Annotated in this window: 15 protein-coding genes; 6 read left to right on the forward strand and 9 right to left on the reverse strand. The window is 67.3% G+C overall.

The features are described 5' to 3' along the window. Nucleotides 1-1,041: HAMP domain-containing protein (locus PTT45_RS00515; protein ID WP_273810912.1), on the reverse strand; the 1,041-nt coding region annotated here is incomplete at its 3' end. A gap of 521 nt (nucleotides 1,042-1,562) precedes the next feature. On the opposite strand from PTT45_RS00515, the gene PTT45_RS00520 reads away from it, so the two are divergent. Beyond that, nucleotides 1,563-2,561 carry an acetoacetate decarboxylase (ADC) gene (locus tag PTT45_RS00520; protein WP_273810913.1) on the forward strand — a complete coding sequence of 333 codons (999 nt, stop codon included), beginning with the start codon at nucleotides 1,563-1,565 and terminating at the stop codon, nucleotides 2,559-2,561. 66 nt (nucleotides 2,562-2,627) lie between these two features. Here the strand turns inward: PTT45_RS00520 and PTT45_RS00525 are convergent, their stop codons facing one another. From PTT45_RS00525 to PTT45_RS00550, 6 genes are all read right to left on the reverse strand, one after another. Beyond that, entirely contained in the window at nucleotides 2,628-3,113 is a 486-nt protein-coding gene (locus PTT45_RS00525) for a MerR family transcriptional regulator (RefSeq protein WP_273810914.1), read from the reverse strand. A 137-nt stretch (nucleotides 3,114-3,250) separates the two neighbouring features. Then, nucleotides 3,251-4,693, reverse strand: a complete 1,443-nt coding sequence (locus PTT45_RS00530) for a catalase (protein WP_443218136.1) — start codon at nucleotides 4,691-4,693, stop codon at nucleotides 3,251-3,253. A 12-nt stretch (nucleotides 4,694-4,705) separates the two neighbouring features. Then, nucleotides 4,706-4,846 carry a hypothetical protein gene (locus PTT45_RS00535; protein WP_273810915.1) on the reverse strand — a complete coding sequence of 47 codons (141 nt, stop codon included), beginning with the start codon at nucleotides 4,844-4,846 and terminating at the stop codon, nucleotides 4,706-4,708. A gap of 48 nt (nucleotides 4,847-4,894) precedes the next feature. After that, nucleotides 4,895-5,635, reverse strand: coding sequence for a hypothetical protein (locus tag PTT45_RS00540; protein ID WP_273810916.1), 741 nt, complete (start codon nucleotides 5,633-5,635; stop codon nucleotides 4,895-4,897). After that, nucleotides 5,632-6,201, reverse strand: a complete 570-nt coding sequence (locus PTT45_RS00545) for a cysteine hydrolase family protein (RefSeq protein ID WP_273810917.1) — start codon at nucleotides 6,199-6,201, stop codon at nucleotides 5,632-5,634. The genes PTT45_RS00540 and PTT45_RS00545 overlap by 4 nt, the downstream gene beginning before the upstream one ends. 52 nt (nucleotides 6,202-6,253) lie before the next feature. Further along, nucleotides 6,254-7,078 carry an alpha/beta fold hydrolase gene (locus tag PTT45_RS00550; protein ID WP_273810980.1) on the reverse strand — a complete coding sequence of 275 codons (825 nt, stop codon included), beginning with the start codon at nucleotides 7,076-7,078 and terminating at the stop codon, nucleotides 6,254-6,256. A 502-nt stretch (nucleotides 7,079-7,580) separates the two neighbouring features. Here PTT45_RS00550 and PTT45_RS00555 point away from each other — a divergent pair. Beyond that, complete coding sequence (locus PTT45_RS00555) at nucleotides 7,581-10,409, forward strand: ATP-binding protein (protein ID WP_273810919.1); 2,829 nt, start codon at nucleotides 7,581-7,583, stop codon at nucleotides 10,407-10,409. 108 nt (nucleotides 10,410-10,517) lie between these two features. Further along, entirely contained in the window at nucleotides 10,518-11,714 is a 1,197-nt protein-coding gene (locus PTT45_RS00560) for a hypothetical protein (protein ID WP_273810920.1), read from the forward strand. Between the two features lie 45 nt (nucleotides 11,715-11,759). On the opposite strand, the gene sfnG is transcribed toward PTT45_RS00560, so the two are convergent. Continuing rightward, on the reverse strand, nucleotides 11,760-12,854 hold the full coding sequence (sfnG, locus tag PTT45_RS00565; protein WP_273810921.1) for a dimethylsulfone monooxygenase SfnG: 1,095 nt from the start codon (nucleotides 12,852-12,854) through the stop codon (nucleotides 11,760-11,762). Between the two features lie 25 nt (nucleotides 12,855-12,879). Continuing rightward, nucleotides 12,880-13,938, reverse strand: coding sequence for an ABC transporter substrate-binding protein (locus tag PTT45_RS00570; protein ID WP_273810922.1), 1,059 nt, complete (start codon nucleotides 13,936-13,938; stop codon nucleotides 12,880-12,882). A gap of 304 nt (nucleotides 13,939-14,242) precedes the next feature. Between PTT45_RS00570 and PTT45_RS00575 the strand changes: the two genes are divergently transcribed. Genes PTT45_RS00575 through PTT45_RS00585 form a run of 3 tightly spaced genes read left to right on the forward strand, consistent with a single transcriptional unit; the run spans nucleotide 14,243 to nucleotide 18,361 of the window. Further along, nucleotides 14,243-15,823: an ABC transporter permease gene (locus PTT45_RS00575; RefSeq protein WP_273810923.1), complete on the forward strand. Its 1,581-nt coding sequence runs from the start codon at nucleotides 14,243-14,245 to the stop codon at nucleotides 15,821-15,823. Continuing rightward, entirely contained in the window at nucleotides 15,820-16,668 is an 849-nt protein-coding gene (locus PTT45_RS00580) for an ABC transporter ATP-binding protein (protein WP_273810924.1), read from the forward strand. The genes PTT45_RS00575 and PTT45_RS00580 overlap by 4 nt, the downstream gene beginning before the upstream one ends. A 19-nt stretch (nucleotides 16,669-16,687) precedes the next feature. Then, a complete protein-coding gene (locus PTT45_RS00585) occupies nucleotides 16,688-18,361 on the forward strand; it encodes an arylsulfatase (RefSeq protein ID WP_273810925.1) in 1,674 nt (557 codons plus the stop codon).

Here is an 18,361-nt window from a genome sequence, read left to right on the forward strand (position 1 = left end):
ACGCTCGACGAACTGGTTGAAGGAGCCGGCCAGCTCGCCGAACTCGTCATTGCTCTGCACGCTCAGGCGCTTGGTCAGGTCGCCCTCACCCTTGGCGATGTCGCGCATGGCCTGGCCCATCAGCAGCAGCGGCTGCATCAGCACGCGGATCAGCATGCCGAGCAGCAGCACGGTGGCGACCACCGCCACGACGGTGGCCACGGCCGCCGAGGCACGGAACTCGTCGAGGGCGGCGAAGGCGGATTCCTGGTCCAGCACCAGCGCCACGTACCAGTTGGCCGAGGGCAGCCCCTCCAGCGGGGTGAAGGCGATGAACTGGGTCTTGCCGTCCACCTCGACCTCGCTGACGCCGGCTTTCACCTGCGGGGTGTCCTGCGGGTACAGCTCCTTGATGTCCTTGAGCGTGTAGTTGCTGTCCGGGTGCAGCAGCACCTTGCCCTGGGCGCTGACCAGGAAGGCATGGCCATGGCCCTGGAACTTCAGCGAGCCGAGCAGCTGGGCGATGCTCTCCAGGTCCATGTCGGCACCGGCGACGCCGACCATCTGGCCGTCACGGCGCACCGGCGTGGCGATGGTGATCACCAGCTTCTTCGACGAGGCGGCGATGTAGGGTTCGGTCAGCACGCTGCCCTGAGCGGCGCTGGCGGCCTGGTACCAGCCGCGCACGCGCGGGTCGTAGTCGGCCGGGCGGTTGCCGGCCGGCACCGAGGTCATCGCGCCGTCGGCTCCACCGAAGTAGGTCAGCTGGAAGCGCTGGCCATACACCGGCAGGTTCAGCGCGGCCAGCAGCGGCTCGCCCTGCTGGCCATTGCTGGAGAACTGCTGGGCCAGCGACTCGACCAGCTGGATGCGCCCATCCAGCCAGGTCTTGATATTGCGCGTGGCCAGGCTGCCGACTTCCTGCAGCGAGGCATGCACGTCCTCGTTCAGCGACTGGCGCTGGCGGTAGTCGTTGAACAGCACGAACAGGGTGAAGGCAACAATCGTCACCAGCGAGGCGGCCAGCAGGATCTTCTGGCTGAACTTCAGGTTGGAGGGCATCGCAAGATATCCATAAGTGGCTGGCAGGGTATGCCGGTACCGCGCCGGCTCGTGCCCGGCGGCGGGTCATAGATCCATGGCGAGCGCCCGCGGGAGCAGGATTCGCCAGGACCGCAGGCATCGGATTGCGATGCGCTGCAGGCCCTCACCGGTTCTAGTGGTAGTTATGTCCGGATGGGCCCTGGGAGCCTCCGGACAGAGGCCGCCCGGAGGTCGCTGAAAATACCGGCATTCTGCTACTAACCATAGCCCCGCCGTGAGACGGTTTTGCGGCAAAGATGTGTAGCTTTGGGCCGGTCCATCCCTGGCCCGAACCACCCTGTTTGGGCCCTTGCTGCATACCGCCCCTGCGGCAACACAAGTTGCAACGAATGCCCCGATCAGGAGTTCGTTGCGACGCTTGACCTTAAAGTTAAGTTAAAAGTTAGGGTGCCTGCCCAGTGGCTCTCCCACAGAGCCCTGGCGCAGACGCGATCTGCGCGGACATCAACCATCACGCAGATAGCGGAGATCCAGAAAGCATGAAAGTCAGAAACATCGCGGTAATGGCGGGCCTGTTGCTGAATGTCGTGGCAGCCTCTGCCTGGGCGGACGGCGCGACCAATGCCCCGCAAGCCACCACCACCATCGCCGGCCAGGCCATCCCGGTGGTCGCCGGCGGCCTGTACGACCGCTATCACTCCAACCCGCCGCTCTCGGTCATCGCCAGCGAGGCACCGGACATCGACCTCAGCTGGTTCAAGGGGCTGCAGAAGACCAAGGTCGACATCGGCTTCGAGTCCTATTCGCCGAACTTCTACTACCGCAACAGCCGCGTCACCGCGGTGTTCACCGCTGACCTGAAGCGACTGCGCGAACTGATGCCCGCCGCCGTGCTGGAACAGGTGCAGCCGCTGCAGGTCTGGCCCGGTCGTGGCCTGGTCGCCCTGACCGCCTACGCCTACCACTACTGCGACAACGACAGCTACAACGAGATCGCCCTGTCCATCGTCACCAACAAGCCCGGCAACGCCAACCTGGGCCCCATCAGCCTGGTCAGCCAGTCGCTGTCGAAGGACCTCTGGGGCTACGTGCTCAAGCTGCCGGTCAACACCGAACTGGCCCGCGTGCGCGGCGTGGTTGGCTACAACCTGCCGAAGTGGCTGACCGGCATCGACTACAAGCAGACCGACAAGACGGTGGTATTCGAGATCACCGACAGCGAGACCGGCAAGCTCGACGTCACCCTGGAAACCGCCAAGCTGGACGACCTCTCCCGGGAGCCGGAGCTGGTCACCAACAGCTTCACCAACATCGGCCACGACGGCCAGCTGGCCTACGGCTACGCGGTTTCGCGCCAGCAGAGCCATGCCTCCAGCGGCGACGAAGAAACGGTGAAACTGCAGCTGAACGACGGCAGCCTGTCGACCTACATCAAGTCGCTGGATCTGGGTGAAATGGTGAAGTACGAGTACGTGCCGGAGTTCCAGAGCGCGCTGTACGCACCCGCCCCGCTGCAAAGCCTGCTCGACGGCGAGTGATCTCATCGTACGCCGGAGCGGCGCAGGCCAGCAGTCGAGTGGCTGGCCTGCGCTTTCGCTAACGCCCTAGCGCTTGCCGGCGGCCCGCCCCCGGCTCGACTTGCCCAGGACCTTGGCGTCCTCGGCCTCCATCAGCGGGCCATCCATATCGCCCAGCTGCATGCGTGACAGCACGCGCTTGGCGTTGGTCGCACAGTCGATATCGTCCGGCTTCGCCTCGATCTCGGCGATCAGCGCCACCAGGTGCACCTTGCTCTGCGCCAGACGCTGCTCCAGCGCCTCGATGTCCTGCACCTTGCCGCGCAGGGTGTCGAGCAAGGTGCCGTGCTGCCACTGGGTCAGGTCGGATGGCAGCAGCGTGCGCAGTTCCTCGAGGCTGAAACCGGCCTTCTGCGCCGTGGCGATCAGGTTGAGCACCAGCACCGCTTCGGCCGGATAGCTACGGTAGCCGTTGGCCTGACGCTCGACCGTGCGCAGCAGGCCGATACTCTCGTAGAAACGAATACGCGAAGGCGCCAGGCCCGTGCGCTCCGCCAGTTCGCCGATCTTCATGTCGCCGGTGCTCCTCGTTCAGGTGCGAGCTGATATTGAGGTTCACTTTAACATCAAGGTTTCACCAGCCCGTAGTCGCGCGCCCAGACTGGCGATCGGCGGCAGAGCCCGAGGCATGGGCCCTGCCGATGGCTGAGCTACTGCACCAGTCGCTTGATCGCCGCGGCCACCCCGGCACCGTAGGCCGGATCGGCCTTGTTGCAGTTGCCGATATGCCGCTCGATCACCTGTTGCGAGGCACCGCCGATGGCCCGCGCGGTGTTGTCAAACAGCGCCTGCTGCTGCGCCGGCGACATCAGGCGGAACAGTGCGGCGGGCTGCGAGTAGTAGTCCTCGTCGACGCGGTGGTTCCAGTGGTCGGCGGCGCCTTCCAGGCTCAGCGGCGGCTCGGCGTACTCCGGCTGTTCGGCCCACTCGCCGTAGCTGTTCGGCTCGTAGGCCAGGCGCGCGCCCTGGTTGCCGTCGACGCGCATCTGGCCGTCGCGGTGGTAACTGTGGAACGGGCAGCGCGGCGCGTTGACCGGTATATGGCTGTTGTTGACGCCCAGTCGGTAGCGCTGCGCATCGCCGTAGGAGAACAGCCGGCCCTGCAGCATTTTGTCCGGTGAGAAGCCGATGCCGGGCACCACGTGCGCCGGGTTGAACGCAGCCTGTTCTACCTCGGCGAAGACGTTCTCCGGGTTGCGGTTGAGCTCCAGCGTGCCGACCTCGATCAGCGGGTAGTCCTTGTGCGGCCAGACCTTGGTCAGGTCGAAGGGGTTGATCGCGTAGCTGCCGGCATCCTTCTCCGGCATCACCTGCACGTAGAAGGTCCAGCGCGGGAAGTTGCCCTGCTCGATGTTGTCGTAGAGGTCGCGCTGGCTGCTCTCGCGGTCGCCGGCCACCACCTGCCCCGCCTCGGCGTCACTGAGGTTGCGGATGCCCTGCTGGCTCTTCCAGGTGAACTTGACCCAGTGCCGCTCGTTGGCCGCGTTGATGAAGCTGAAGGTGTGGCTGCCGAAGCCGTGCATGTGTCGGTAGCCGTCGGGGATGCCGCGGTCGCTCATGACGATGGTGACCTGGTGTAGCGCCTCCGGCAGGTTGGTCCAGAAGTCCCAGTTGTTCTGCGCGCTGCGCATGCCGGTGCGTGGGTCGCGCTTCACTGCGTGGTTGAGGTCGGGAAACTTCAGCGGGTCGCGCAGGAAGAACACCGGCGTGTTGTTGCCCACCAGGTCCCAGTTGCCCTGCTCGGTGTAGAACTTGATGGCGAAGCCGCGGATATCGCGCTCGGCATCCGCCGCACCGCGCTCGCCGGCGACGGTGGAGAAGCGCACGAAGATGTCGGTCTGCTTGCCCACCTCGGAGAACAGCGCGGCGCGGGTGTAGCGGCTGATGTCCTGGGTCACGGTGAAGGTGCCGTAGGCGCCGGAGCCCTTGGCGTGCATGCGCCGCTCGGGGATCACCTCGCGGTCGAAGTGGGCGAGCTTCTCCAGGAACCACACGTCCTGCAGCAGCGCCGGGCCGCGCGGGCCGGCGGTCTGGATGTTCTGGTTGTCGACGACGGGCGCGCCGACGGCGTTGGTCAGTTTGTTCTGCGACATCAGGGTTGCTCCTTAAACCAGTTCGCCGAGCAGCTCGGCGGTGGTGACGATGGCGTGGGCAAAGGTCGGCCCGGTGAGCTTGCCGCCCTCGCTGAGAAAGTCGTTGTAGGGGTCGACCAGCAGCAGGCCGGTGTCCTGTTTCGAGTAACTCATGACGTTCTCCACCGTTGTCGCGACGCCGGGTTGGCGCCGCGTGGCTCGTCACTTGTCGGTGGCCTTCCAGGTAGCCGGCAGGCTCAGGTCGCCGGAGGCCACGTCCCACACGCTGCTCACGCACAGCAGCGGGTTGTGCAGGTCGGCGTTGACCTGCAGGGCGGCGGTCACCCCGTCGTAGTTGAAGCTTTCGGGGAAGCCGACAGCTTTCAACGGCACGCGAATCTGCGCGGCGTCTTCCTTGACGCTGAGGTCGTAGCCGGGCGAGTCGATGTAGATCGGCGCGCCGGGCCAGGTCGGCGGCAGCTTGGGTTTGGTGCCCTCGGGGATGTCGCGCACCTTGAGTCCGGACGGGCCGCAGGTCGCATCCTTGGTCAGCACCACCCAGTGCGAGTGCCACAGGCCGCCGTCGTTGTCCTTCTTGCCGTCGCCGTTCTCGTCGAGCTGCGGGGTGTCGTCGAAGTCCGGGTGCGAGGTCAGCGCCAGGGCGAGGATGCCCGAGCCCTGTTCGAAGCCGACCGAACCGCTGTCCAGGCTGGTGGGCCAGACGTAGCTGTAGACCTCGGCACCGGCGAAGCTGCCCTTGGGCGACGGGGTGCGGCTGCCAGCCTTGCCGTCGACCAGTTGCTCGAACACCAGCATCTCGCCGTCACGCGACACCCGCGTGTGCACCAGGTCGAACGCCGCCTCGACCTTGTCGCTCTTCTCGCTGTGGATGCCACCCGGTTCGTGGGCCATGACCGGCGCGACGAACGTGCCGGCGAGGATGCTCGCCAGGACGCGTTTCATGCCGCGTTCCTCGCGTGCTGGCCGAGGTAGTCGGCGGTGGAGATCACCGGCGCATAGCCGAACTTCAGCGCCGCCATGAAGGCCGCATGCACATGGGCGGCCGGCACCTTGACCCCGTCGAATTCCAGGTCGAGGGTGGCGCAGGCGTCGTGCAGCACGGTGGTCTGGTAGCCGAAGTCGACCGAGGCGCGGGTGATGCCATCCACGCACATGTGGCTCATGTTGCCGACCACCACCACCTCGCTCACCCCGGCCTTGTCGAGGATCGGCTTCAGCTCGGTCTCGCGGAACGAGTTGATGTAGTGCTTGAGCACCACCGGCTCGCCCGGCTGGTTGATCACGCTCGCATGCAACTGCGCGCCCTCGCTGTTCGGCCGGAAGAAAGGTGCGTCCTGGCTGGTGAACTCGTGGCGAATGTGCACCACCAGGTCGCCGCTGTCGCGGAACGCCGCGATCACCTGGGCCGCCTTGGCTGCAGCCGCCTCGACCTTGCTCAGGGTCCACAGGCCGCCGGGGAAGTAGTCGTTCTGGATGTCCACCACGATCAATGCCTTCTTGCCGCTCATCTCGTCTCTCCTTTATCTGAGGCCCGCCGGGATTCGGCGGGCGCATGAGTGCTCAGCCGCGCAGGAACGCAAGCATGTCCGCGCCGAGTTTTTCCTTGTGGGTGTCGGTGATGCCGTGGGGGGCGCCGGGGTAGATCACCAGCTTGGCGTGCGGCACCAGCTTGGCCGAGGCACGTGCCGCCGCATCCACCGGCACGATCTGGTCGTCGTCGCCGTGCAGGATCAGGGTCGGCACGTCGAACTTCTTCAGGTCGGCGGTGAAGTCGGTCTCGGAGAACGCCTTGATGCAGTCGTAGGCGTTCTTGTGCCCGGCCATCATGCCCTGCATCCAGAACGCGTCGATCACGCCCTGGGAGGGCTTGGCGCCCGGCCGGTTGTAGCCGAAGAACGGACCGCTGGCGACGTCCTTGTACAGCTGCGAACGGTCGGCGATGGAGGCCGCGCGAATGCCGTCGAACACCGAGATCGGCAGGCCGCCGGGATTGGCCTCGGTCTGCACCATCAGCGGCGGCACCGCCGCGATCAGCCCGGCCTTGGCCACCCGCGAGGTACCGTGGCGGCCGATGTAGCGCGCCACCTCGCCACCGCCGGTGGAGAAGCCGAACAGCGATGCGCCGCGCACGTCCAGGTGCTCCAGCAGCTGCGCCAGGTCGTCGGCGTAGGTGTCCATCTCGTTGCCGTTCCACGGCTGGCTGGAGCGCCCGTGGCCACGCCGGTCATGGGCGATCACCCGGTAGCCGTTGTTGGCCAGGAACAGCATCTGCGCCTCCCAGCTGTCGGCGTTGAGTGGCCAGCCGTGGCTGAGCACCACCACCGGTCCGCTGCCCCAGTCCTTGTAGTAGATCTGTGTGCCGTCACGCGTCGTGATAGTGCCCATGCTCTTGCTCTCTCCATTGCGGGGTTGGGGGTTGGCATCTGTCGCACCACTGCCCACGCAGCCAACGAGTGGCAACGTCAGGGCGGCGACTGCCGCGGCGGAGCCGATCAACAGCGCACGGCGCTGCCGATCGACCGCCGGGTCGTGCTCGGTCGTCATCGATCTTCTCCAGATGGCCTGGCAGGCAGGCGAGGCTGCAGAAGGCCCGGATCAGCGCACAGAAGTGGCTGGCGGGTGAGCAGCGCTGCTGATGGTCGCGTCCTGCACATGGAGCCTCCGGCGGTGTTCGGCGGCAGCCTGGGAGGCGCCGCAAACCTGTTAGAACGGGAGGCTAGCGAGGCGGCAGAATCAGTTCCTTGGGAAAACCTGAAGAATCCTGAATTCTGTGTTTAGCTTAGGCATCGCGGCGGTAAGGCAACGCCGAGTTGCGTCGAGTCTGGTGACTTCAAATAGTCATCTTCGCCGATCGACGCCGATATCAACCCGAGCGCGAGACCGCTCCATGAATCAGCCTTCGTTCGCCCCGATCCGTTTCGGCCACTGTGAAGTCACTCCGTCGCGGCGCCTGCTGCGGGTGCATGGCCAGCCGGTGGAACTGCACGGCCGCGCCTTCGATCTGCTGGTCGCCCTGCTCCAGGCGGAAGGCCAGGTGGTGAGCAAGGACGAACTGATGCGCGTCGTCTGGCCCGGACGCATCGTCGAGGAAAACACCCTGGAGGCGCAGGTCTCGCTGCTGCGCAAGGCGCTGGGCCCGGAGCGCCAGTCGATCCGCACCGTGTCCGGTCGCGGCTACCAGTTCACCGGCCAGCCGCCCGCCCCGCCGGCCTCGGCCAACCTGCACATTCCGCTCGGCGTTTCGCGCCTGATCGGCCGCGAAGACGCCCTCAACGAGCTGACCGAGAGCATTCGCCAGCAGCGTCTGGTCACCCTGATCGGCCCCGGCGGCATCGGCAAGACCCGCCTGGCCCTGGAATGCGCGCGCGAGCTGCGCACGCTGTTTCCCGAGCGCATCTGCCTGGCCGACCTGGCGACGCTGTCCACCGACGAATTCCTTATCGCCACCATCAGCTCCGCCCTGGGTCTGGCTCCCGCCAGCGGCCAGGCCGATCTGGAGCAGATCGCCGGCAGCCTGGCCGGCCGGCGCATCCTGCTGCTGCTCGACAACTGCGAGCACCTCGTCGAACCGGCCGCCGCCGCGGTCGAAACCCTGCTGCGCGCCAACAGCACGCTGCAGATCCTCGCCACCAGCCGAGAGCCGCTGCGCGTCGAGGGCGAGCACCTCTACCGCGTCGCCCCGCTGGCGGTCCCCGCCGCCGATGCCAGCCTGCAGGAAGTCCTGTCCAGCAGCGCGGTGCGCCTGTTCGAGGCGCGCCAGGAGCACGGCCAGATCGACCTCATGACCCAGCAGCAGACGACGGCGCTGAAGGCGCGCATCTGCCGGCGCCTGGACGGCATCCCACTGGCCATCGAGCTGGCGGCCGCACGCGTCGCCACCCTCGGCCTGGTCACCGTGGCCGAACGCCTGGACAGGGAGCTGGACCTGCTCGCCGGCGGCAACCGTTCCGCCCTGCCGCGGCAACAGACCCTGCGCGCCACGCTGGACTGGAGCTTCAACCTGCTCTCACCACGCGACCAGGCCCTGCTGCTGCGCCTGAGCGTGTTCGCCGGGGCCTTCGGCCTGGAGGGCGCCCTGGCGGTCGGCATCTCGGCCGAACTCGGCGCCGAAGCGATTGCCGAGGGCATCGACAGCCTGGTCAGCAAGTCGCTGCTGACGCTGAGCCAGCAGCTCTCGGGCAGCCAGTACCGGCTGCTGGAAACCACCCGCAACTACGCCAGCGAGAAACTCGCCGGCAGCGGCGAACACGCCCTCTCACAACGCCTGCACGCGCTGTACCTGCTGGAGGTGTTTTCCAGCGCCTCGTCATTCTGGGAACTCGGCCAGTCACCGCGTTGCGCGCTGTGCGAGGCGCTGCAGGAAGACCTGCGCGAGGCCCTGCGCTGGACCCTCGACCAGGGCCACGATTCGGTACTGGGCATCGACCTGACCATCGCCGCGCTGCCGTTCTGGCTGCAGCGCTCGCAGGTCGCCGAGTGCCTGATCAGTGCCAGCCGCGCCCTCGCCCATCTGGCCAAGCCGGAGCTGTTCGAGCGCAAGGTGATGAAGCTGGAAGTCGCTCGCGGCAAGGCCCTGCTCTACACCGGCGCCACCTTCGAGACGCGCGAGGCGTTCCAGCATGCCCTGAGCATCGCCAGCCGCCTGGACGAATACGACCACCAGACGCTGGCCATCTGGGGCATCTGGGCCCACGGCTACCTCAACGGCCCTTACACGCAGAACCTTAAGATCGCCGAAGACTTCCTCGGCCTGGCCAGGCGGCGCCCCGAGGCCGGCGACGAGCTGGTGGCACAGCGCATGATCGCCCTGTCGCAGCTCTGCCTGGGCCGCCTCGACGAGGCTCGCGCCGGCCTGCAGCTGGTCCTGCAGCAGTACCCCGAGCGCCTGCGCCAGCGCCACATCCTGCGCTATGCATACGACCAGAAGGTCGCCGCGCTCTGCGCCCTCGCCTACACCCTGTGGCTGCAGGGTTTCCCCGACCAGGCCAGCCAGACGCTGAAAGAGGCCGAGCACCAGGCGCAGGCCTGCGACCACCTGGCCAGCCGCTGGCATGTGCTGACCATGAGCACCTGCGCGATCAACCTGCTGACCGGCGGTCTGCCAGCCCTCGCCGGCCCCAGCCAGCAACTGCTCGACGCACGGGGCTGGCAGCACCTCGGCGCCCACCCGATTGGTGCCGGGCAGTTCTGGGGCGGCGAATTCTGGCGCGGCCTGTACCGCCTCTGGCAGGGCGAACCGGAGGCCTACGACAAGATCATCTGCCCGGCGCTGGCACAGCTGGGGCGCGTGCGTTTCGCCTCATACCTTGCGCCCTACACTTCGGCGCTGTGCCTGACCCTGGCGCAGCATGGCCGGCTGAACGAGGCGCAGCGCCTGATCGATGCGGCAATCGCACACGCCAGCGGCGCCGACGACATCTCCGCCCTGCCGGAGCTGATCCGCTGCCAGGGCGAACTGCTGCTCGCCGCCAGCGCCACCGGCTGGTCCGGGCCCGGCGAGGAGCTGCTGCTCAAGGCCCAGGCCATGGCCCGTCAGCACGGGTTGAAGTCCTGGGAGCTGCGCGCCACCACCAGCCTGGCGCGTCTGTGGCTGCAGCAGGGCAAGCACACCCGTGCCGCCCGTGAGCTGGGCGAGCTGATGGACTCGTTCTGCGAAGGCTTCGGCACCGCCGACTTCGAGAGCGCGCGGCAACTGATGAAGTCGCTGGGCAGCTGACGTCCGCACGCGGACAGGCCTCGTGGTGCAATCGCCAAGGGCGGCACAGCGCCCGTCATGCTTTTGCGCGAGCATGGCGGCCACGGAAAGCACCCGGAGGGAACCGCCATGTCGCACCAGCCCAGCCCCATCGATTACGCCCGCATCCAGGCCCTGCTCAATCTGGAATACGTCCAGGAGCACTTCCTCGCCTATATCGAGGGTGGCGACAACTACGACTGGGTCAGCGTCGAGGACCAACAAGGCGACGACGTCGAGCTGTACATCGAACTGGAGCACCAGCGCCTGCGCATCGCCGTGGGGAACTTCAGCGGGCCGGCGGCGGACAACGGTTTCAGCGATCACCGCCACTTCATCTTCAAGCTGCGCGATGCGGACAGCGGCGCCTGCGAGCTACTGTTCCAGCCGGCAGAGGTCGATGAGCACGGCCAGGACCAGCTGGATACCTTCCCTCTCGACCAGCAGCCCGCCGCCTGCCAGGAAGAATGCGCAGCACTGTTCGCGGCCCTGGAGGCCTACCTGCAGGCACGCGACGAGGAACTGCAGCAGACCAAAGCCAACCTGCCGTCGGACCTGATCATCAACGTGCTGGGCGACATGGACTCCTTCGACGAGCTGCAGGCCGAATTCGAGCCGCTGGCCGCCTCGATGGGCTGCGAGACCTTCCGCCTGGATCGGGAATTCAGCGAGCTGGAGCACGACGACCGCATGCCGCGCTCCTACGCCGCCTGCATGGACCGCACCGAGCCGTCGATGACCGAGCGCGACTGGCAGAACATCGAGCAGCACCGCGCCTCGGCCTACTTCATCGTGCCGCGCATCTATTCGGAGCGCACCCGCATCTCCATCGCCATGGTCACCGCGCGCTGCCTGGCGCACCTGATCGAACGCAACCTGATCGGTGCGGCGAAGATCGAGACCGCCGGCCTGGCCCATGGCCTGCAGCGCTGGAAGGAGCTGGCCGAGGAGATGAACCATGCCGTCGCGCAGCGCGAGCAGAAGACCATGCTGCTGGCGCTGTACAAGATGTTCGTGCGCAAGCCCATTGCCGACGACAACCGCCTGTACAGCTGTGGCATGCAGCACCTGGGGCTGCCCGATTTCGTGATCGTGCTGCCCGAGGACGAGGAGCCCAGCGAGGAACAGCAGCTGCAATGCGTCGCGCGCTTCGAACAGGCCTTCCTCGCTGCCTTCGGCGTCGGCGAGCTGGACGAGCCGAGCAAGCCGTACCCAGGTCGCCCCGACTTCGGCTATCCGCTGGGCGACATCCGCCACAATCCCTTCGGCTTCACCCAGCTCGGCTGACGATTGGCCCGCGCTCGCCCATCGGCGGGCGCGGGCCATCCACCATCAAGCCACCGCCCGCTCGGTCCGCTGCTCCGCCTCCAGCTCGCGCACCAGCGGCAATACATGCTCGCCGAAGTACGCCACTTCCTCCTGGAAGTGCAGGAAGCCGGAGAGGATCAGGTCCACGCCCACCGCCTTTAGCGCGACGATGCGCTCGGCGATCTGCCGCGGCGTGCCGATCAGGTTGGTCTTGAAGCCGTCGTTGTACTGCACCAGGTCCTCGAATCTCGACTTGGCCCAGTTTCCCTCGCGCTCCGGGCTGGCCGCGCCGGCGTTCTTCACCTCGGCGCCGAAGGCATTGACCGCCTCCGGGTTGGCCTTGTCGATGATCTCCTGCAGCACGGCGCGGGCCTCTTCCTCGCTGTCGCGGGCGATGATGAAGGCGTTCACCCCGATCTTCACCGCATGGCCGTTGGCCACAGCCTTGGCGCGGATGTCGTCGACCTGGGCCTTGATCCCCTCCACCGTGTTGCCATTGGTGAAGTACCAGTCGGACACCCGCGCGGCCATGTCGCGCGCGGCGCGCGAGCTGCCGCCCTGGAAGATTTCCGGGTGTGGCTGCTGCAGCGGCTTGGGCTTCAGGGTGTAGTCGCGGAAGCGGTAGAAGTCGCCGTTGAAGCTGAAGTTGTCCTGGGTCCAGATGCCCTTCAGCGCGCGGAGGAACTCCTCCGAGCGGCGGTAGCGCTCGTCGTGCTCCAGCCAGTGCTCGCCAATGGCATGGAACTCGCCCTTGAACCAGCCGGACACCAGGTTGATGGCGATGCGGCCGTTGGTGAGTTGGTCGATGGTCGCCAACTGCTTGGCCGCCAGGGTCGGGTTCCACGGCCCCGGCAGGATGGCGGCGATCACCTTGAGCTTCTCGGTGGCAGCCAGCAGCGCGTGGCTGATGGCCACCGACTCGTGCTGGTACTCGGCGCCGTAGCCGGCGGTGAAACGGATCTGCGACAGCGCGTAGTCGAAGCCCGAGCGCTCGGCGATCTGCGCCAGCTTGCGGTTGTAGTCGATGTCCCAGCTGGTGCGCTGCTCGATGTCACTGACCACCAGGCCACCGCTGACGTTGGGCACCCAGTAGGCGAACTTGATCGGTTGTTGGCTCATCTTCGTCACTCCTGTCAGGTCGGGATCAGTTGGCGCTCTGCGCCACCACGGCGGCGGAGTCCTTCAGCGCCGCGTCGAGGAACTTCGGCTCGGCCCAGTCGGCCACCACGAAGCCACGGCGCACCAGGCGCTGCTCGGCGGCCAGGTCGACGCTCTGCTGCAGGCGGGCGAGGAAGGCCGCGTCCAGCTGCGGATCGAAGATCTTGTTGAAGCTGGTGCCATGCAGGTCGTTGGTGAGGATCAGCGTCGGGTAGCTGGCCAGGCCGGAAACCAGCTCGATGTAGGCCTGCTTGTTCTGCTCGTCGCGCAGCCAGGCCACGGCCTTCTGCTGCGCCTTGAGCAGGCGCGCGGTGAGCTGCGGGTTTTCATCGACGAAGCGACCGTGGCCGACGAACACGCCCTGGATGCTGCCGGCGCCGCCGAGGTCATCGGTGGACAGCGGCAACTCGGCCACGCCACGCGCCTTGAGCACGATCAGGTTGGACAGGCCCCAGGTGGCGTCGATCTGCTTGGCCGCCAGCGCCGCGTTGGCCGCGTTGAAGTCCAGGTTGATCACCTGCAGGTCGCGCTCGGACAGGCCCTGGCTGGCCAGCGCGGCGTCGAACGACAGCTGCGAGGCAGTGCCACGGAAGATCGCCACGCGCTTGCCCTTGAGGTCGGCCAGGGTCTTGATGCCCGAGCCGGGCACCACGCCCAGGTAGTGCTTGATGTCGCGCGCGGTGGCGCTGAGCAGGCGGGTATCGAGGCCGTTGGCCTTGCCGATGATGGCGGCTAGGTCGCCGAGGTAGGCGAAGTCCACCTGGTCGTTGGCCAGCGCCTCGTTGATCACCGGGCCGGCGCCCTTGAAGAAGCTCCAGGTGATCTTCACGCCGTCGGCGGCGAACTCTTGCTCGAAGATCTGCTGGGTGCGCAGCACGTCGACCACGCCACCGCCGCTGTGCTGGCTGCCGGCGCTGAGGTCGGGCACAGCGATGCGGATTTCCTTGGCACCGTCCGCCGCCTGCGCCGGCGGCAGGTAGGCCAGCAGGCCGATCAGGGCCGGCGTGGCGAACAAGGTGGCGAAGGAAGTGAAGAGGCTTTTCATGGTCGTGCTCCTGAATGCGCGGAACGCTCCACGGCGTTCCCTGGGGCGCACTAAAGGCACGACTCTCTTATGGAATTTAAATACTAAAAAATTATTTTTTTATTACTTAAATGCCTAAATCAGCAGCCGCGCGGCTCTGCTGGCAGATGCGCCGCGGGCATAAAAAATATTCGGCAAAGGCATTGGCCGCAGAGCCACCCAGGTTCTTTAAATGACCGCTCTTATCACTCAATCGAATTGATATGAGCTTTTATATGCCATTACTGCAAAGTGCTTATATAGACCCACGCGGGAGTGCCCGCCGATGGGTCTGAGCGCTTCCCTCCCGCTGAACCCTGCTGCGTCACGGCCACGCCTGCACGCCGAGAGCCTGCTGCCCTGGCTGTTGCCGCTGGCCCTGCTGCTGTTATGGCAGGCCGCCAGCCACTGGCGCTGGATGAGCGAGCAGGTGCTGCCGGCACCCGAGCTGGTCTGGCAGTCGCTGCTGGAGCTGGGTCATGGCGAGCTGTGGCAACACCTGGCGATCAGCCTCAAGCGCCTGGCCTGGGGCCTGCTCGGCGGCGTCGCCGCGGGCGTCGCGCTGGGCGCCTGGCTCGGCAGCAGCCCACGCGCCGAACGCCTGATATTCCCCACCTTCGCCGCCCTGGCGCAGATTCCGACGCTGGCCTGGATTCCGCTGTTCATGCTGTTCTTCGGCATCGGCGAACTGCTCAAACTGGTGGTGCTGGTCAAGGCGATCATCGTGCCCATCACCATCCACACCCTGGTCGGCGTGCGCGATGCCCAGCCACGCCTGCGCGAGGCCGCCGACGCTCTGCGCCTGCCACCGCTGCTGCGCCTGTGGCGGCTGACCATTCCCGCTGCCCTGCCCTCGTTCATGGCCGGCCTGCGCTTGGCCCTGGCCACCGGTTGGGCCTCGCTGCTGGCGGTGGAGTTGCTGGCCTCCAGCGAGGGCATCGGCTACCTGATGGTCTGGGGACGCCAGCTGTTCATGCTCGACATCGTGTTCGTCTGCATCCTGATCATCGGCCTGTTCGGCATCGTGCTGGACCGCGGCATCCAGTGGCTCGACGGCCGCCTGTTGCACTGGCCGCACCCGCCCGCCGCCGAGTTCCGCCGCGTGCCTTCCGGCCGAGGCTGGCAGCGCCTGCAGGCCTGGTATCTGCCACTGGCCCTGCTCGGCCTGTGGCAGCTGACCTGCAGCGCCGGCTGGGTCGACGCCAACATCCTCGCCAGCCCGGCGCAGGTGGCCCAGGCCACTTGGCAGGGCCTGGCCGACGGCACCCTGCTGGGTGGCCTGCTGCTTAGCCTGCGCCGCGCCCTCGGCGGCTTGCTGCTGGGCGGCAGCCTGGGCCTGTTCCTCGGCGTGCTGCTCGGACTGTGGCGCCCGGCCGAACGCGTGCTCGGCCCGACCCTGTCGGCGCTGCGCCAGGTCGCCATCTTCGCCTGGGTGCCACTGCTCACCGCCTGGTTCGGCCTGGGTGAGCTGGCCAAGCTGGTGTTCGTCGGCATGGCCACCTTCTTCCCACTGCTGATCGCCAGCCAGCGCGGCATCGCCGCCCTCTCCTCGCAGCTCGATGAAGCGGCCCGCGCCCTGCGCCTTAATCGCCGCCAGCGCCTGCTGCGCCTGGTCCTGCCCGGCGCCGCCCCGGCCATCTTCGCCGGCCTGCGCCTGGCGCTGATCTTCGCCTGGCTCGGCACCATCGGCGCCGAGTACTTCATGCCCTCGGACGGCGGCCTGGCCAGCCTGATGATCGGCGCCCAGCAAATGTTTCGTATGGACCAGGTTATGGCCGGAATGCTGTTGATCGGCATCACCGGCGCCCTGCTCAACACCCTCGGACAACTGATCGAAGCGCGCGCCACGCGCTGGAGAACCGCATGACTAGCCTGACCCAACCCGACTCCCGCACCTTCCAGGGCCTGCCGCCACTCCAGCCGCTGGTGAGTTTCACCAGCGTCGGCAAACGCTTCGGCGAGCTGCAGGCGATCAGCGACTTCAACCTGGACATCCGCGAGGGCGAATCCATCGCCATCCTCGGCTCCAGCGGCTGCGGCAAGTCCACCCTGCTGCGCCTGCTGGTCGGCCTCGACCGCGAGTTCGACGGCCGCATCGAGGTTGCCGGCAAGGCGGTCCAGGGCATCGGCAGCGAGCGCGGCATCGTGTTCCAGGAGCACCGCCTGTTCCCCTGGCTGAACGTGGAACAGAACGTCGGCCTCGGCCTGGTCAACGAAGACCTGACCCAGGCCGAGCGCTTCCGCCGCATCGAGGAGTTCATCCAGCTGGTCGGCCTCGACGGCTTCCAGCGCGCCTACCCGCACCAGCTCTCCGGCGGCATGGCCCAGCGCGTGGCGATTGCCCGCGGCCTGGTGGCCAGCCCGCGCATTCTGCTGCTCGACGAGCCCTTCGGCGCGCTCGACGCGCTGACCCGCCAGCAGATGCAGGAAGAGCTGCTGGCCATCCGCAAGCGCGCCGGCATCACCAGCCTGCTGGTCACCCACGATGTCGAGGAGGCGATCTTCCTTGCCGACCGCGTGGTGGTCCTGGCGCCGCGCCCGGGACGGATCAAGCGCATCGTCGAGATCGACCTGCCACACCCGCGCGACCGCGCCGGCTACGACTTCCACCAGCTGCGCGCCGAACTGCTCTACGAGCTGACCGGCGACGGCGACTACCGCGCCCCGCCGCCCCGCGTCGAAGACCTGCCCTTCGCCGCCCTGGCCTACTGATCACCGTAACGAGCATCCCATGAGCAAACGCCCCAACTTCCTGCTGATCGTCGCCGACGATCTCGGCTTCTCCGACCTCGGCGCCTTCGGTGGCGAGATCGCCACGCCACACCTCGACGCCCTGGCAAATGCCGGCCTGCGCCTGACCGACTTCCACGCCGCCTCGGCCTGCTCGCCGACCCGCGCCATGCTGCTCACCGGCACCGACCACCACCTGGCCGGCATCGGCGCCATGGCCGAGTTCAGCGACCAGAAGATCCGCCGCAACCCCGGCTACGAGGGCCACCTCAACCAGCGCGTGGCAGCCCTGCCCGAGCTGCTACGCGACGCCGGCTACCACACGCTGATCTCCGGCAAATGGCACCTCGGCCGCAGCGCCGAGACCTCCGCCGCCGCCCGTGGCTTCGAGCGCTCGTTCATCCTCGAAGGCGCCGCGCACAACCACTACGACTGGTCGCCGGACGTGCCGCCGCACAAGATGCCGCGCCTGCTGCACACGGTCGAAGGCACCTACCGCGACGGCTTCGAGCCGGTCACCGAACTGCCCAAGGACTTCTACTCCTCCGACGCCTTCACCGACCGCCTGCTGCAGTACCTCGGCGAGCGCCCGGCGGACGATGAGCGGCCGTTCTTCGCCTACCTGCCGTTCTCCGCGCCGCATTTCCCGCTGCAGGCGCCCGCCGAGCTGATCGCCAAGTACCACGGCCGCTACGATGCCGGCCCGGATGCCCTGCGCCAGCAGCGCCTGGCCCGCCTCAAGGAGCTGGGTCTGGTGCCGGCCGATGTCGAAGCCCACCCGGTGGTGGCGGACACGCCGAACTGGGACGAACTGGATGAAGCCGGCCGCCGCCAGTCCGCACGCGCCATGGAGGTGTACGCGGCGATGGTCGAGCGCCTGGACTGGAACGTCGGCCGCGTGGCCGAGCACCTGCGCGCCACCGGCGAACTGGACAACACCGTGGTGCTGTTCCTCTCCGACAACGGCGCCGAGGGCGCGGCGCTGGAGGCCATCCCCATCGTCGGCAAGCGCGCCCAGCGCTTCATCGCCAAGCACTACGACAACAGCCTGGACAACCTCGGCCGCGCCAATTCCTACCTCTGGTACGGTCCGCGCTGGGCCCAGGCGGCCACCGCGCCGTCGCGCCAGTTCAAGCTGTTCACCAGCCAGGGTGGCATCCGCGTGCCGGCCTTCATCACCTGGCCGGGCCTGCAGCTGCAGGGGCAGATCAGCCACGAGTTCAGCACCGTGATGGACATAGTGCCGACCCTGCTGCAGCTGGCCGGCACCGAGCACCCCGGCACCACTTACCAGGGCCGCGAGGTGCTGCCGTTGCGCGGTCGTTCGCTGCTGCCCTACCTGCAGGGCCAGGAGGCGCAGCCGCACAGCCAGGACGAGACCACCGGCTGGGAGCTGTTCCGCGCCCGCGCCATTCGCCAGGGCGACTGGAAGGCGCTGTACATCCCCAAACCGGACGGCCCGGGACGCTGGCAGCTGTACCACCTCAAGCGCGACCCCGGCGAGATCCACGACCTGGCCGAAGCCGAGCCGGAGCGCCTGAACAAGCTGATCGGCCACTGGCAGCGCTATGTCGACGAGACCGGCGTGCTCGATTTCAGCTTCGCCGGGCGCCTGCTGCGCGAGCTGGGCGGCGCCCTGCTGCGCGTATTCACCCGCCAGCCACGGACGCTCTGA

The organism is Pseudomonas sp. Gutcm_11s, from assembly GCF_028649395.1.
Classification (GTDB): domain Bacteria; phylum Pseudomonadota; class Gammaproteobacteria; order Pseudomonadales; family Pseudomonadaceae; genus Aquipseudomonas.